This window comes from Mycobacterium tilburgii (assembly GCF_902168065.1).
GTDB classification, from domain to species: domain Bacteria; phylum Actinomycetota; class Actinomycetes; order Mycobacteriales; family Mycobacteriaceae; genus Mycobacterium; species Mycobacterium tilburgii.
On the sequence record NZ_LR655690.1, the window covers coordinates 1 to 14,895 of the forward strand.

A 14,895-nucleotide genomic window follows, 5' to 3' on the forward strand; every position below is an offset into this window, starting at 1 on the left:
GGTCAGTCTCCAAAGGTAGGTGAGGGGCGGTCGGCGAGTGATCCGGATCGGTCAGAGCCATGCTATCGGGGCCCGCCCCAACCGGACCAAGCCGTCACGGCCATCACGGCTGGCCGGGTTTGAGCTTCACGAACAGCGCGTCGGCCTCGGTCAGCAACGTGTCCCCGTCCGTCAAAGTGCCGAACACGAAGATCTTGCGGCCGTCGACCCGATCGACCCCTGCGTCGAGCTGCAGCTCTTTTTCGATGGGCACGATGTTGCGGTAGTTGATCTTCGTTGCGGTAGTTGATCTTCGTTGCGGTAGTTGATCTTCAGGTACGCGGTGCGCTGGCGGGGACTGCCGGTGAGCACCGACGCGGTGAGACCGAGGACGGTGTCGAACAGCATGCCCAGCGACCCACCGTGCACCGCGCCGTTGCGGCCCAGGTGGAACCCCGGGCGAACCGGGCGCAGCCCGCGATACGGCCGGCCGTCCACGGTCTTGTGGGACTCGATCGGGACGGTGGGATGTTGCCCCGCACCGGCAGGTCCATCCGCCGGCCCGACGGCGACGCCCACTCGTCGGCGTCATACGGACTCAGCAGTGCCGACAGCTTTTCCAGCGTGTCGGCCGGCCTCGGTGAGGACGTCGTCGGGGGCGTCGACGGCGCGCGCATGGTCTTGCAGCTTGCGCACCGCGTCGATGAAGCGGCCGTAGTCCGGGCCGCCCTTGGTCGTCGGTTCGGGCGGATTGAACCCTCCGCCGGGGTGCTTCTGATGGTCGCCGACCACCAGAACACCGCATTGGGTGCACGGTTACTGCGCTCCGGCAGCCGCCAGAGTCTCGAACTCGTCATCGCTGAGCGTGATCTCGGCGGCGGCCACGTTCTCCTCCAGGTGCTTGACCTTCGACGTGCCGGGAATCGGCAGCATCACCGGCGAGCGCTTGAGCAGCCAGGCCAGCGCCAGTTGCGACGGCGACGCGTGGTGCTGGTCGGCGATGCGCTGCAGCGGACCGTCGGGCGCGGCCAGCGGACCGGCAGCCAGCGGGTACCACGGAATGAAGCCGACACCGTGCTCGGTCGAGAAGTCGACGAGCGGGTCGGCCCCGCGGACCGACAGGTTGTACATGTTCTGCACCGACACGATCTCGGTGATATCCAGGGCCTGCTTAAGCTCGTCGACGTCGACCTCGGAGAGCCCGATGTGGCGGATCTTGCCTTCGTTCTTCAGTTTGACCAGCTCGCCCAGCTGGTCAGCCAGCGGCCACTTGGGGTCGATGCGGTGCAGCTGGAACAGATCGATGGTGTCGACGCCAAGGCGGCGCAGGCTCATCTCGCATTCCTGCCGCAGGTAGGCCGGGTAGCCCATCTCGATCCAGACGTCCGGTCCGGTGCGCAGGAACCCGGCTTTCGTCGCGATCACCAGACCATCGTAGGGGTGCAGCGCCTCCCGGATGATCTCCTCGGAGATGTACGGGCCGTAGGAATCCGCGGTGTCGATGAAGTTCACCCCGAGTTCGACGGCGCGCCGCAACACCCGGACACATTCGTCCCGATCGACCGGCGGGCCCCAGACGCCCTTGCCGACGATGCGCATCGCCCCGAACCCGAGACGGTTGACGGTCAAATCGCCACCCAAGGTGAACCTTCCGGACGCTTCGGCAACAGTTTTCGAGTTTTGTGTAGTCACGCCTAAAACCGTACGCCGACGACGCGGTTACGCATCTCGGCGTGGCAACAAGCTGGGTGGGTGGAGGAGCTTCCGCTGAGTTACTCCGAGGTTGGCGCCACCGCGGCGGGCGAGGTGCCCGCCGGCTACAGCGGGCTGCGTGTGGAGAAGCAGATCGGAACGGGCCGGCAGCGGTTCGAGCGGGCCGCCGACGCGGTCATGCGCTGGGGCATGCAACGCAGCGCCGGGCTGCGGGCGCAGGCCAGCTCCGAGGTGGCGGCGGTCGACTCGGTGGTGTTGGTGCGGTTGGGTTTTCTGCCCGCGCCGTGCCGCGTCGTCTACGTCAGCGACGAACCCGACATCCGCGAATTCGACTACGGCACGCTGCAGGGTCATCCCGAGTCCGGTGAGGAGCGCTTCGCCGTGCACATCGACGCGGACACCTCCGCGATCTTCGCGGAGGTGTCCGCGTTCTCCCAGCCCGCGACCTGGTGGAACAAGGCCGCTCATCCGAGTGGTGTCGGTGGCGCAGCGGCTCATCGCCAAGCGCTACCTACGCGGGGTCTGACCGATCCCGATGCTGCCCGCGTGCACACCCTGCGCCAGCCGGCCCAGCGCGATGGCGCCAACCAGCAACCCAAAGTCGCGCAGCGCCCCGTCGTAGTAGCCGGGCCCGGTGACGAGGTCGACGATGATGCCGACCAGCCAGGCCGCGACAACCCAGGCGCCGATCCGCGGCGCGACGCCGACCAACACGCCGGCCACGATCTCGATCACGCCCACCGCATACATGCACTGGTCGGCGCTGCCCGGCACCATGCCGTCGATCCAGGACGCCAGATACATGCTCCAGTGGTGCGGGTGGGTTAGCAGGTTGAAGAACTTGTCGAGCCCGAAAACGACGGGCGCGCAGGTGAACAGGGTGCGCAGGGCCAGGTAGGCCGAATACGCCGGGTCCTTCCATTGGGTGGCAAGCGCAGGAGCCGCGCTGGCCTGGTCGGTGGTCATGAGATGCCCCTTTCGTTCTAACATATATATATAGTTTGCACATTAGAATTGGTAGACTGTAGCGTCAAGAGTTTTGTCCGTTAGAAATGAGCGGTTGTGGTGCAGGAACACTCGCTGGCGCGTGCCTCGGCCGGCATCGGCACACTTGCCGACCCGGTGCGGATGCGGCTCTACCAGTTCGTCTGTGCGCAGCCCGAGGCGGTCAGCCGCGAGCAGGCGGCCGACGCGGTCGGGATCGCGCACCATCAGGCCAAGTTCCACCTCGACCGGCTGACCGCCGAGGGGTTGCTGAACAGCGACTACGCGCGCCGGACCGGCCGGTCCGGCCCCGGCGCGGGGCGGCCGTCGAAGCTCTACCGCCGGGCCGCCCGCGACATCGCCGTCAGCCTTCCGCCGCGGGAATACGAATTGGCCGGACGGCTGATGGCGCAAGCCATCGCGCATTCCGAGGGCACCTGGGAACCGGTCGTCGAAGTGCTGAATCGAGTCGCCCATGACTACGGCCGGATGATCGGCCGGGTGGCCGAGGCGCCGGCGGACGCCGCGTCGGGACTCGAGACGGCGCTGGCGGTGTTGCGCCGGTACGGATATGAGCCCCGCGCCACGCACGGCGAAGTCGAACTCGCCAATTGCCCCTTCCACGCACTGGCCCGGGAGCAGACCCAGTTGGCCTGCGGCATGAACCACGCGCTGATCACCGGAGTGGCCGAAGCACTGGCACCGCACGGCCCCGACGCCCGCCTGCACCCCGGGCTCGATCGCTGTTGCGTGGTGCTGCGGCGCGGTCAGGACTGAGCCGGCGTGACCGGCGTAACCTAGGCGCCCTAGCCGGCCAATAAACGTGCTGCGCCCGAACACATTCCGTCGATGACCTCCGCCACGGACGCGTAGTCGCAGATCATGCCGACCCCTTGCCCGGCATCGACCGGGGCGATGGTGCGGTCGTCGGCGGCGACCGCGGCGGCCAGCTCGTCGCAGGCCGGGGCGTCGAGCGCCTCCTCGTGACCCGGCCCAACGCTCGACGAAATCGTTGGTCAGCACCCGCAACGGGAAGCGCGCGGGCCACGGCAGTCCGCTGGCGACGTCGAAGGCCCGGGTGACCGCCGTGTCGGTGGACCCGGCAGCGATCAAGGACCGGCGGCTCGCGTCGCCGGTCAGCGCCTCCGGGCAGGCCGACAGGCGGGTGCCTATCCAGGCGCCGCTGGCGCCGGTGGCCGGCACCGCGGCCAGGCTGCGCGCCGAGGTGATGCCGCCGCCCGCGAGGACCGGCACCGACACCGCATCCAAGACCGCGTCGAGCAACGGCAGGGTGGCCGAGCCGGGTCTCGCCGTGCCCGCCCCCCTCGGCACCGCGCGCGACCACGATGTCCACTCCCGCGTCGACCGCCTGGCGCGCGCCCTGCGCGTCGTAAACCTGTGTGGTAATTTCGGCGTCATGCGCCGTGGTGACTCAAGACCAGTCGGTGCCGAAACTGACCGAGACCAGCGCGGGTCGTGCCGCCAGGGCGTCCTCGAGCAGCCCCTCTTCGTTGCGCATCACCCAGTCTCCACCAGCCCGATGCCGAATCGGCCCTCGATGTTAGCCGTCAAGCTGGCCCAGCTGGTGGCCAGTCTCTCCCTGTTCGCGACGCTTCCCATGCCGACCGTGCCCAGGCCGCCGGCCGCGCTGACGGCCGTGGCCAGCCGGCCGCCGGCCACGCCGCCCATCGGGGCGTTGACGATCGGCACCCGCGGACCGAATTGCCGCGACCAGGGCGTGGACAGCACGGCGCTCAATATGATTGCGAAGGAATGCTTTTCAACACGGTCAGGATGACCACCGAATCCTCGACCGCGTGTAGGGCGTGCCGTTGCGGCGGGATCGCCACGTAGTCGCCGGTCTTGCCGTCCCAGACATCGTCGCCGGCCGTCAGGCGCACGTGCCCCTGCAACACCTGCAGCGTCGCCTCACCCGGGCTGTCGTGTTCGGACAACTCGTGGCCAGCGAGCAGCGCCAGCACGGTCTGACGGAGTTCGTGGGTGTGCCCGCCGTGGATGGTGTGCGCGGCGCGTCCGCTGTGACTCCCTGGGCTTTGGCCAGCTTTTTGGAGGCCCGAGACTGGTCAGCGAGATCGATTCCATGGGTGAATCCTCTCCGGCTCAGGCGGTCAGTAGCAGTATCCCCGCCACGGTCAGGGCCGCCGTCTTGACCACCTCCAAACCGACGTAGGCGTAGTGGGCCCGGGACCGCGGCGCATCGGATCCGGCGAGCACCGCGTTCGAACGCCGCGTCAGGTCGGGGCCGCACCGCGATCAGCTGGACGGCCAGCATGACGACGGCGGCCCCCAACACGATCACGATGCGGGTGGGCATCGGGCCGTCGAGCGCCAGCGCCAGCAGTACGATGGCGAACGCGACCTCCACAGTGTTGAGCGCCCGGAACACCAGGCCGCCCGATCCCGAGCCCGATCTGCAGCGTGACGTTGGGCGCCCGGAATTTCAGCGGCGCCTCCAAGAACGAGATAGCCAGCACCATGCCGAGCCAGACGAACGTGATCGCGACGGCGATGGCCATTTCTGTGCTCATCGTGGGGACTCTTGCAACTCGAGGTGGGCCAGACACAGGTCCGGTTCGACGAAGGCGTCGAGGCGCTCGACGGTGACCGCGGCGCCCCAGCCCTCCAACGCTCCCTGCATGAGCCCGAGGTGGACGGGACAGACGACACCGCTTCGGTTTTCGGCGATCTCGAGGAAGGGGCAGTGCCGCAGACCGACCTGTTGCGCACCGTCGGCGCTGCGGCGCTCCGGCGCGAAGCCGAGCCGGTCGAGCAGGCCGACCAGGCGGCCGATGGCCTGTTCCGGGCTCTCTGCCCGCTCCGGTGCGGCGCCCGAGTCCAGCCGCCGGCCCCACGCCCGGCCAACGGCCAGCGCCTTGGCAGCGGAGTCCTTTTCGCCGGCCAGCGCGACGGCCAGGATCTCGGCGAGCACCTCGTAGTGACGCGTCCCGCCCCGGTCCATCTGCCGAACCGCCCGGAACATCAGCGGCGGGCGGCCCGGCCCCTTACGCCCCGGTCCGACCTGTTCCACCTGACCGTCGCCGACCAAACTGTCGAGGTGGAATCGGACGGTGTTGGGGTGTACGCCCAGCACGTCGGCGATCGCGACGATGGTCAACGGCTCCCGGGAGATGCGTAGCGTCCGCAGCACCTCGCGGCGCCGATTCGCGGAGTCTCCCGCCTCGGAGGCGGCCCCTTCTCGGGCCGGGCGACGCGGCCTTCCGCTAACGTACGACATGCGATAAAGTTTACACAATAGCGCTTGCATAAACCAGTAAGGGGTCGCTATTGTCATGGCTGCCATGTCCAGTCGTGCCGACGACAGCGTTCAGGTCCACTGGCTGCTGGCGCGACTCGGCAAACGCGTCCTCCGCCCCGGCGCAGTCGGCCTGACGCGCACCCTGCTGGCCGGTGCCGACGTCACTGACGCCGATGTGCTCGAGCTGGCGCCGGGCCTCGGACGGACCGCCGCCGAGATGGTCGGCGATGTGATCGCGGGGCTGCCGGCCGAGTCCGGGACCGTGCGGGTCGCTGACGCGGCCGACACCGGACTACCCGATGCCAGCCGCGACGTCGTCGGCGAGGCGATGCTGACCATGCAGGGCGACGCGACCAAGCACGCCATCGTCGCCGAGGCCCTGCGCGTGCTGCGGCCACGCGGCCGCTACACCATCCACGAACTCGCGCTGACCCCGGACTCGGTTCCCAACGAGGTCAGCACCGAGATCCGGCAGGCGCTGGCCCGCACGATCAAGGTGAACGCGCGGCCGCTGACCATCGCCGAATGGTCGCGACTGCTGGCCGATCACGGCCTGGGGTTGACCGGGTCGTCACCGCGCCGATGACGCTGCTGCAACCGCGGCGGGTGATCGCCGACGAAGGCCTGCTGGGCGCGTTGCGGTTCGCCAAGAGCGTGGCGCTCAATCGCGAGGCGCGCAAGCGGGTGTTGACGATGCGCGCCACGTTCCGCAAGCATCGGGAGCGGCTCACCGCCGTCGCGATCATCGCCCACAAGCCGGAAAACGTGGCGACTTAAGCGACATTATTGTTGATTGTCATCGCCAATTTGCCTGGCATATATCGCTGTACTCAAGGGTATGTGCTGTGTCCGACCCCTCGCCGAACACCGGGTACGCGCATGCCCCGCCGCCGGTCGCCGCAACACTCGGGTGATGACCGCAAACAGGCCCGGGGAGCCGCCCCTCACACCGTCCCGGCCGAGGACCTGGCCATCGAGTTGAACTTGTTAAGCGAGCGGGTGATGGCCGCGACGTTCACCGCCGAGGAGCCGGCGATCCGCGAGGACCGCGTGATCGACATGCTGGTGCACATCTGGCTGGCCAGCATCTACCAGGATGGTCACTCGGCGAGTAGCCCCTCGGCGCGGGCCAAGGTCTGCGACAGCCTCGCCACCGATCCTGGCGTGACTTTGGCCGCATTCCGCGGCAACCACTCTTTGGCGTCAGCGCTGATCAAAGCCACCACGAGGGACGTCGTGCGGCGTGGGGAAAGGCATCTGGCTCGCCGAATTTTCCTACGCGGTGCTCAACAACGGTCTCGGCGATCACAAAAGGGCCATTACGGCAGCCGGCGCACGGCCGAACACACAGACGTCGCCCTGTCCGCTTGGGCAACCGTAAAGCTCGTCGAGGCCGCCCCGCGCAGCGGCGCGAGGATGTCGCGGCCGATGCTGTCGTCCAGCTGAGCGAGATGACAAGCGCAAGCGGCACTGATTGGGCGCTGGGCTTTGAAGCGCGTGCCCGGGCGCTGCTCAGCGACGGCGACGAAGCGGAGCGCCTCTTCCTCGAGGCAATCGAGCGGCTGGACCGTACTCGCATTCGCACGGAACTCGCGCGAGCCCATCTGCTCTACAGGGAATGGTTGCGCACGCAAGGGCGTCGCACGGACGCGCGAACACAGCTGGGCGTCGCCCACGGCATGCTCGCGGCCATGGGGATGGCGGCCTTCACCGAGCGGGCCCGCCGCGAGCTGCAGACAACCGGTGCGACGGCCCGCGCACGCGCGACCGAAGAGGGACCGGAACAACTGACCGCGCAGGAAATCAGATCGCGCCTGCCCTGTGACGGACTGTCGAACCCGGAGATAGCTGCCCGGATGTTCATCAGCGCGCGGACTGTCCAGTATCGCCTTGGCAAAGTGTTCGCCAAGTTGGGCATCAGCTCACGCAGCCAGCTTGAGCAGGTACTGCCGCGCGCTGAGTCGCACGCGCCACGAGCTGACCGATCGCACCATCGGGGGACATTGCGGCTGCAAAGGCCCCCACGAAAAACCCCGAACCCAACGTAGGTTTGGGGCCATTCCGATGTCTTGCGACACCGCGTAGTAGCGGGGACAGGATTCGAACCTGCGACCTCTGGGTTATGAGCCCAGCGAGCTACCGAGCTGCTCCACCCCGCGTCGGTGAATGCAAGGTTACCGAACACGCACGACGCTCTCCAAATCGCGAGTTGGCGGAACCGGCGCGGGCGGCCGCCGGCGCGGATCATGCGCGCGTCACGCACCGGGCCCGGTTCAAGTCCGGTTGGCAATTGTGTTGCAGCGCGCGAAAATTCGCGCGCGATCACCGTTTTGGCCGACGCTAGGCTAGGACATATTCGAGCTGATTCCGCGAGTTCACGCCAAGCTTGGCGAAGACCTTCCGCAGGTGATACTGGACCGTTTTGGCGCTGATGAACAACCGCGTGCCGATCTCGGGATTCGAGAGGCCTTCCCGGGCCAGGCGCACTACCTGCATCTCTTGGGCGGTCAGCTCGACGGTGCTGGTGACGGCTGTGCGCTTGCGGGCCGTCTCACCAGTGGCCACCAGTTCGCGCCGCGCCCGTTCCGCGAACGCCGCCATCCCCATGGTCTCCAGCATCTGGTGCGCCGTGCGCAGCTGCTGGCGCGCGTCGATGCGTCGGCGTTCCCGACGCAGCCATTCACCGTAGATCAGGTGCGCGCGGGCGAGTTCGGTGCGGACACGTGTACGGCTGAAGTGGGTGATCGCCGCCTGATAGAGACGCTCGGCGTCCTCCCTCTCCGCCAGTAGCGCGTGAGCGCATTTCGCCCCCGAGCGCCCAGTCGGCGCCACTGACGTGAGTCATCTCGGCGATTCAGCGGGTCGCGGCGGCCGCCGTCTCGTTGTCTCCATTGCGCACGGCCGCCTCGATGAGCTCACTCACGGCCCAGTTCGCGATGCCCGGGTACTGGAGATGTCCGGATACTCCTGGTGATACAACGCAAGCTCGGCGGCCGCCATAGCCTCCGCGTAATTGCCAAAGCCGTTCTGCAGCACGGCCCGCTTCCCACTCGGCGCAGGCCACCCCGATGCCTTCACTCCGCGGCTGCACTTGCCGCTCGGTGTCCTCGATCATGGCGGACGTCTCGGATTCTCTGCCGCATACGCGGCAAGACGCATGGCGGCGTACGGCGCGAGGTTGCTTCCGTGACCGTCAATTGCTCGTCGATCAAAGCGCAAGCGGCGGTCAGATCTCCGGAGAACAGCAGCAACATTGCCCGCGTACTCAGCGCGAGCGGAAGTCGTTCAGGGCGCCGGCCTTGTGCGCAAGCTCCAAATAACGGGACGAGAGCGGGTCCCAGCGCTCGTCATCCCAGAGGTGCAAGGCCGCCCGAGGTTGATGAGCCACATCCAGCGCAGCTCTTCGTCCTCCGACATGCCGGTCGCCGAACACGCTGAGTGCCGCAGTGAGGTCGGGCACCGCCGCCGGGTAACCCTCGACGAAGTTCGCCGCCAGCCCATCCAGGAGGAGGTCGGCGCGGGGCGCGTGCGCCGGTCTCGGGGCCGCGGCCGCGGCCTGAGCCACCACAATGACGCCACCGCCGGAACCGGCGAGGCGAGCGGCGAAGGCCGCGGCGTTGATGGCATCCAGGTAGGTCTCCCTGGCCAGGCCGGCATCGATCGGCTCAAGCCTCCTGGCTGCCATGAGCAGCAGAAATGGACCATCCCCGCCCTGACCTGACTGGTGGCAAAGGCGGACTGGGCTCGCACCAAGTCGACACGGGCTCGTTGAAGCTCGTCGAGCGGCCCGGCCTCGGCCAGCGCCAACACAGGTCCGTCGCCGCGTCGAATGCGCCCGCCTGAAGCTTGTTTTGCGCCGCCGAGAGCGACCGTTCAGCGCGTCCGCACCGAGCCGAGCGTCAGGATTGCGGCGCGTTCGAGGAAGTCTGCACCCGCGGCGAGCCCACCTCGCGCCAGCGCATGGGCGGCAGACCGTTCGAGTTCCGCCGCGATGTTCTCGTCCGGCCCCGGCCAGGTACCACACCCAGCGATCGGGATCGAGTACCCGGTCGGTCGCTTCCGCAGGGCGCCGTGCACCGCTTGCCGCTCGGTCTCCGACACCGACCAGTACGTTGCCGACCGCGCCAGCGGGTGCCGGAACGTTATCCGGCTGCCGACCTCGGCAAGGTCCGTCTCCGTCACATCGACCGCGGCCGTGGCCGAGATACCGAGCCGTCGTGCTGCGCACCAAATCAATGCGGGTCGCCGGTGGGGTCGGCCGCCGCGAGCAGCAACATCAGTCGGCTGGGCGCGGGCAACGCGGCGTAACGACGGCGGAAGCTTTCCTCGACAACCCCGGCCAGGGGCGCCGCCGCGGTAAGCCGGAACCCGCAGGCCAGCTCGGCCGCGGTCAAGCCACGCGGCAGTTCCAACAACGCCAAAGGGTTTCCGCGCGACTCGGCGACGATCTGATCTCGCACTCGCGCGTCCAGAGATCCCAGCATTGTCACATCCAGGAGCTCGCGCTCATCTGCCTCGGGCAGGCGTCCGACGACCAATTCCGGCAACCCGACTAGTTCCGGACCGGGTACTCTTGTCACGAAGACGATGCCCACCGCTTCCGCTCCGAGCCGCCGAGCACCGAAAGGCGAGGATCTGGGCCGAGGCCCGGTCCAGACACTGCTGATCATCGATGAGGCAGCGGAGCGGTTGTTCTTCGGCCACGTCAGCCAGCAAGCTCAGCAAAGCAAGCCCGATCAGGAACCGGTCCGGCGCCGATCCTGAACGCATGCCCAACGCAATCCGCAAAGCTTCTGCCTGTGGCGTTGGGAGGCGATCGAGCCGGCTGAGCATGAGGCGCGCAGAGCTGGTGCAGCCCGGCGAACGCCACTTCCATCTCTGACTGAATCCCCGCGGCGCGGACAACTCGGCAGCCCGACGTGTGCCGCACCAGGTGCGCCGCTGCAGCCCCGCCCGCCCTTGGCTCAGGCAATCCCCGCAACACTAGCACCCTCGATAGCGGCGACCGACACGCCCTGCTCTAAAATAGATTGTAGTTGCACAGCGCGTCGCTGATCACGATGGGCCCCTCGGACATCGAGGTCAGTTTGTCGTAGCGGCGTCACCGGTTGGACCTAAACCGCTACTGGGGGACATCCGCCAGTGGTTGGGCGCAGTGCGCGGCGGCCAGCACGTGCTGGGGCGCCAACTCGCTCAGACAATTCAGCAGCGAGGCGTGATCGGAAGGCGCCGCGTGCCCCGCCACCGTTTGAACGGCGAGCATGTAGGTGTCGTCCTGCTCGGCGAACATCGCATACCCCCGCGGCCGGCTCGGCTGGGGCGCGGCGAAAGCGATCAATTCTCGTAATATCCCGCAGGGCAGCTGAACCAGCAAACCGGCATAGGTGACGTGCACCGTCAGTTCGGCTATCTACACGTGTACCTGCCGCACGCCATGATCGAGCGGGCCGCGGTCGAGAAGCGGCGCGATCAAGGCGGGTCGTACCGTCACCCTGATCGATCCGATGTGTGCAGGCGATCCGCTCGCCGAGGAGTTCTGCCGAGGGATTGTCGGTGAGTTCAAGCAACGCTACGGGTGTTCGCGGATGGTGATCATGGGCCACCGCGATTGGCGCTTATCGACGCGCGATCGATTACCTGGAAGTGCATCTCTCGGCGGACGTGGGCCTACACGAGCTCGCTAAAGTCGTCGGCTTGTCGGCGGGGCGATTGACCGAGCTGTTTCGCGAGGGCACGGGCGAGCCCCCGCATCGGTGGCTGATGAACCGCCGTCTCACCCGGGCATGCGAACTGCTGGCCAACCCTTCGCTGACGATCACCGAGATCGCACACGAATGCGGATTCGCCAGTTCGCAACATTTCTCCGTGGTAATGCGCTGACGGCTGGACACCACGCCGACCGCCTACCGAAGACAAATCCTGGCTTGAACTGCGGGCCAGCCGCGGCTACTTCGTGTTGTTGTACTTGTTGATCGCGTCGTCGAGCCGCTGCAGAGCCGCCCCGTAGCCTGCGAAATCACCCTTCTTCTGCGCGTCACGCACGGCGTTGATCGCTGTCTGAATATCTTGCAGCGCAGCGGATTTCGAAGGAGACAAGGTCGTCGCACCCTCGGGAGCCGGGGGCGCCGCGGCGGGCGGTGGCGCAGCTCCCGGCGCAGCGGCCGACGCCGGCGGACTCTGCGGCGGATTGGCCGGCGCGCCGGCGTCGGTGGGAACGATCCCTGTCGCGGCCGCACCGGCACCGGGCCCGAACAACCCGGTGAGCGCATCACCGACGGTGGGGCCGTAGCCGATCTTGTCGTTGTACATCATCGCCACCCGGATCAACCGGGGGTACGACGAGGCGGCGTCGCTGGTTCCCGGCGAGGCGTACACGGGTTCGACATAGAGCAGCCCTCCCTGAGCCACCGGCAGCGTCAGCAAGTTGCCCCACCGTATTCGGTTCTGGTTGTCGCGCCCGATCACACCCAGGTCCTGCGAGACCGCCGGATCGGTGGTGATCGCATTGTTGGCCAGCTTCGGGCCGTTGACCTGACCGGGAATGGTCAGCACGGTGATCTTGCCGTACGTCGCGGGATCGGAACTCGCGCTGATGTAGGCGGCCAGATAGTCCCGCTTGAACCGGTTCATCGCGCTCGTTAATTGGTATGACGACGAATTATCGTTCTTAGCAATGTTTTTCGCGACGATGTAATAGGGCGGCTGATAGCTGCTAGCGGTGGGGTTCGGATCGAGCGGCACGTCCCAGAAATCCGACGTGGAGAAGAACGTCACCGGGTCGTTGACGTGATACTTCGCCAGCAGCATCCGTTGCACCTTGAACAGGTCCTCCGGATAGCGCAGGTGCTCGGCAAGCTCCGGGGTGATGTCGCTCTTGGGTTTGACGGTCCCCGGGAAGACCCGCATCCAGGCCTTGAGCACCGGATCCTGCTCGTCCTGCTGGTACAGCGTCACGGTGCCGTCGTACGCGTCGACCGTGGCCTTCACCGAGTTACGGATGTAGGAGACCTGCTTGTCGGGACCCAGCTTGTTGAACGCCACCTCGGCGGAGTCCGCGGTCGCCGACTCCAGGGACGTCAGCTCCGAATACGGGTAATTGTCCAGCGTGGTGTAGCCGTCGATGATCCACACCAGGCGCTTGTTGACGATCGCCGGGTACACCGCGCTGTCGGTGGTCAGCCACGGCGCCACGGCCTCCACCCGGGCGGCCGGATCCCGGTTAAACAGGATCTTGCTGTTGTTACCGATCACGTTGGAGAACAAGAAGTTCCGCTCGGCGAACTTGGCGGCGAACACGCTGCGGGACAGCCAGTCGCCGATCGAAATCCCACCGACCCCGGTGTAGGTGTAGTTCTTGGTTTCGGTACTGATCTCGTAGTCGTATTCGCGGTCGGGTCCGTTCTTGCCGACGATTGCGTAATCGGCGGACGCATTGGAGATGACCGGGCCGAAATAGATGCGGGGCTGGTCCAGCTGCGCCGGCCCCTCGGAGACCACACCGCCGTTGGCGCCGACCACGTTGACCAGGAATTCCGGATAACCACCGTTTTGGGTAGGATCGTTGGCGATACCGCGCACCGTGTTAGACGGCGACGCGATGAATCCGTTGCCGTGGGTGAACACGGTGTGCCGGTTGATCCAGTCACGCTGGTTGTCGATCAGCCTGTCCGGGTTGAGTTCTCGCGCTGCCACCACGTAGTCGCGCAGCACGCCGTTGCGGTCCAGGTAGCGGTCGATCGACAGCTGATCCGGGAAGTAGTAGAAGTTCTTGCCCTGCTGGAACTGAGTGAACGCCGGGCTGATGATCGTCGGGTCGAGCAACCGGATGTTGGAAGTCGTCGCGCGGTCGGCGGCGACCTGCTGCGCGGTGGCCTGGCTGTCGCCGCTGTAGTTGCGATACGTCACCACATCGGAGGTGAGCCCGTACGCTTGCCGGGTCGCGGTGATGCTTCGGCTGATGTATTCGCTTTCCTTTTGCGCAGCATTGGGTCGCACGCTGATCTGCTCGACGATCAGTGGCCACCCGGCGCCCACGATCAGCGACGACAGCAGCAACAGCACCAGTCCGATCGCCGGAATCCGCAGATCCTTGAGCGTGATCGCGGAAAAGACCGCGGCGGCGCAGATGATCGCGATCGCCATCAGAATCAGCTTCGCCGGCAACACCGCGTTGATGTCGGTGTAGCCCGCACCGGTGAACGGTTTACCGCCACGCGTGTGCGACAACAGCTCGTAGCGGTCCAGCCAGTAGGCGACGGCCTTGAGCAGGACCAGCGTGCCGACCAGGCTGATCAACTGAATTCGTGCCGATCGGCTCAGCGCACCGGTGCTACCGGACAACCGGATGCCGCCAAAGATGTAGTGCACCAGCAGGTTCGCCAAGAAGGCCAGGAACACCGACACGAACAGATAGCTGAGCACCAACCGGTAGAAGGGCAACTCGAACGCGTAGAAGCCGAGGTCCTTGCCGAACTGCGGGTCCCTTATGCCAAAGTCGCCGCCGTGCAGGAACAGTTGGATGCGCACCCAGTAGCTCTGCGCGATCACGCCGGCCAGCAGGCCGATCGCCGCCGGAACACCGATGGCCACCAACCGCAACCGGGACATGACCACCGCCCGATACCGGGCCACCGGGTCGTTCTCGTTGCTCGGGACGAAGACAAAGCGGGAACGGTAGGCCAGGGCGAGGCCGGCGAACACGATGCCGCCAACGACCAGGCCCGCGATCAGGAACACCACGATGCGGGTCCACAGCACGGTGGTGAACACCGAGCGGTACCCAAGTTCGCCAAACCACAACCAGTCGACGTACGCGTCGATCAGCCGCGGACCGTCGAGTAGCAGCGCGATCACGCTGAGCGCGATCATGATGAGAATCCGGCTGCGTCGTGTCAGCTTCGGCATTCTTGCGGTGGGCCGTATCCCCACTGGTTACGCTCCCT

The 14,895-nt window shown here is 66.8% G+C and carries 13 protein-coding genes, 1 tRNA gene and 6 pseudogenes; 6 read left to right on the forward strand and 14 right to left on the reverse strand.

Annotated elements, in window-relative coordinates:
- Window positions 1-103 precede the first annotated feature (103 nt).
- Window positions 104-774, reverse strand: a pseudogene (locus FQ389_RS00005) (PaaI family thioesterase).
- A gap of 21 nt (window positions 775-795) precedes the next feature.
- Window positions 796-1,671, reverse strand: coding sequence for an aldo/keto reductase (locus tag FQ389_RS00010; protein ID WP_144205726.1), 876 nt, complete (start codon window positions 1,669-1,671; stop codon window positions 796-798).
- 60 nt (window positions 1,672-1,731) lie between these two features.
- Here FQ389_RS00010 and FQ389_RS00015 point away from each other — a divergent pair.
- Window positions 1,732-2,218, forward strand: a pseudogene (locus tag FQ389_RS00015) (DUF1990 domain-containing protein).
- Here FQ389_RS00015 and FQ389_RS00020 read toward each other — a convergent pair.
- Complete coding sequence (locus FQ389_RS00020) at window positions 2,200-2,658, reverse strand: Rv2617c family stress response/phage resistance protein (RefSeq protein WP_144205727.1); 459 nt, start codon at window positions 2,656-2,658, stop codon at window positions 2,200-2,202. The pseudogene FQ389_RS00015 and the gene FQ389_RS00020 sit on opposite strands and share 19 nt — an antisense overlap.
- 99 nt (window positions 2,659-2,757) lie before the next feature.
- Here FQ389_RS00020 and FQ389_RS00025 point away from each other — a divergent pair, with 99 nt between their 5' ends.
- On the forward strand, window positions 2,758-3,453 hold the full coding sequence (locus tag FQ389_RS00025) for a helix-turn-helix transcriptional regulator (RefSeq protein ID WP_407662710.1): 696 nt from the start codon (window positions 2,758-2,760) through the stop codon (window positions 3,451-3,453).
- Window positions 3,454-3,482: 29 nt separating this feature from the next.
- On the opposite strand, the pseudogene FQ389_RS00030 reads toward FQ389_RS00025, so the two are convergent.
- The 4 genes and pseudogenes from FQ389_RS00030 to FQ389_RS00045 all read right to left on the reverse strand — a co-directional run bounded on the left by FQ389_RS00030 (window position 3,483) and on the right by FQ389_RS00045 (window position 5,932).
- A pseudogene (locus tag FQ389_RS00030) lies at window positions 3,483-4,425 on the reverse strand (NAD(P)H-dependent flavin oxidoreductase).
- 5 nt (window positions 4,426-4,430) lie between these two features.
- Window positions 4,431-4,779: pseudogene (locus tag FQ389_RS00035) on the reverse strand (cupin domain-containing protein).
- A gap of 18 nt (window positions 4,780-4,797) precedes the next feature.
- Window positions 4,798-5,225, reverse strand: a pseudogene (locus FQ389_RS00040) (hypothetical protein).
- Window positions 5,222-5,932, reverse strand: a complete 711-nt coding sequence (locus tag FQ389_RS00045) for a helix-turn-helix transcriptional regulator (RefSeq protein WP_144205728.1) — start codon at window positions 5,930-5,932, stop codon at window positions 5,222-5,224. Before FQ389_RS00045 ends, FQ389_RS00040 begins: the two are co-directional and overlap by 4 nt.
- Before the next feature lie 55 nt (window positions 5,933-5,987).
- Between FQ389_RS00045 and FQ389_RS00050 the strand changes: the two are divergent.
- The 3 genes and pseudogenes from FQ389_RS00050 to FQ389_RS00055 all read left to right on the forward strand — a co-directional run bounded on the left by FQ389_RS00050 (window position 5,988) and on the right by FQ389_RS00055 (window position 8,001).
- Window positions 5,988-6,730 (forward strand): annotated as a pseudogene (locus tag FQ389_RS00050) (SAM-dependent methyltransferase).
- A 102-nt stretch (window positions 6,731-6,832) separates the two neighbouring features.
- Window positions 6,833-7,399: a hypothetical protein gene (locus FQ389_RS18365; protein WP_260860285.1), complete on the forward strand. Its 567-nt coding sequence runs from the start codon at window positions 6,833-6,835 to the stop codon at window positions 7,397-7,399.
- Window positions 7,400-7,404: 5 nt separating this feature from the next.
- Window positions 7,405-8,001 carry a LuxR family transcriptional regulator gene (locus tag FQ389_RS00055; protein WP_260860287.1) on the forward strand — a complete coding sequence of 199 codons (597 nt, stop codon included), beginning with the start codon at window positions 7,405-7,407 and terminating at the stop codon, window positions 7,999-8,001.
- 37 nt (window positions 8,002-8,038) lie between these two features.
- On the opposite strand, the gene FQ389_RS00060 is transcribed toward FQ389_RS00055, so the two are convergent.
- The 6 genes from FQ389_RS00060 to FQ389_RS00070 form a co-directional block, all read right to left on the reverse strand.
- A tRNA-Met gene (locus FQ389_RS00060) sits at window positions 8,039-8,112 on the reverse strand.
- A gap of 181 nt (window positions 8,113-8,293) precedes the next feature.
- Window positions 8,294-8,785, reverse strand: coding sequence for a helix-turn-helix transcriptional regulator (locus FQ389_RS18370; RefSeq protein WP_260860289.1), 492 nt, complete (start codon window positions 8,783-8,785; stop codon window positions 8,294-8,296).
- A 433-nt stretch (window positions 8,786-9,218) separates the two neighbouring features.
- Window positions 9,219-9,638, reverse strand: coding sequence for a hypothetical protein (locus FQ389_RS18375; RefSeq protein ID WP_260860291.1), 420 nt, complete (start codon window positions 9,636-9,638; stop codon window positions 9,219-9,221).
- A 188-nt stretch (window positions 9,639-9,826) separates the two neighbouring features.
- Window positions 9,827-10,135, reverse strand: a complete 309-nt coding sequence (locus tag FQ389_RS18380) for a hypothetical protein (RefSeq protein WP_260860293.1) — start codon at window positions 10,133-10,135, stop codon at window positions 9,827-9,829.
- 50 nt (window positions 10,136-10,185) lie between these two features.
- Window positions 10,186-10,533 carry a hypothetical protein gene (locus tag FQ389_RS18385; RefSeq protein WP_260860294.1) on the reverse strand — a complete coding sequence of 116 codons (348 nt, stop codon included), beginning with the start codon at window positions 10,531-10,533 and terminating at the stop codon, window positions 10,186-10,188.
- Window positions 10,534-11,075: 542 nt separating this feature from the next.
- A complete protein-coding gene (locus FQ389_RS00070; RefSeq protein ID WP_144205729.1) occupies window positions 11,076-11,348 on the reverse strand; it encodes a hypothetical protein in 273 nt (90 codons plus the stop codon).
- Window positions 11,349-11,596: 248 nt separating this feature from the next.
- Between FQ389_RS00070 and FQ389_RS18390 the strand changes: the two genes are divergently transcribed.
- On the forward strand, window positions 11,597-11,833 hold the full coding sequence (locus tag FQ389_RS18390; protein ID WP_260860296.1) for a helix-turn-helix transcriptional regulator: 237 nt from the start codon (window positions 11,597-11,599) through the stop codon (window positions 11,831-11,833).
- Between the two features lie 66 nt (window positions 11,834-11,899).
- Here the strand turns inward: FQ389_RS18390 and FQ389_RS00080 are convergent, their stop codons facing one another.
- Window positions 11,900-14,881: a UPF0182 family protein gene (locus FQ389_RS00080; protein ID WP_144205730.1), complete on the reverse strand. Its 2,982-nt coding sequence runs from the start codon at window positions 14,879-14,881 to the stop codon at window positions 11,900-11,902.
- Between the last annotated feature and the right edge of the window lie 14 nt (window positions 14,882-14,895).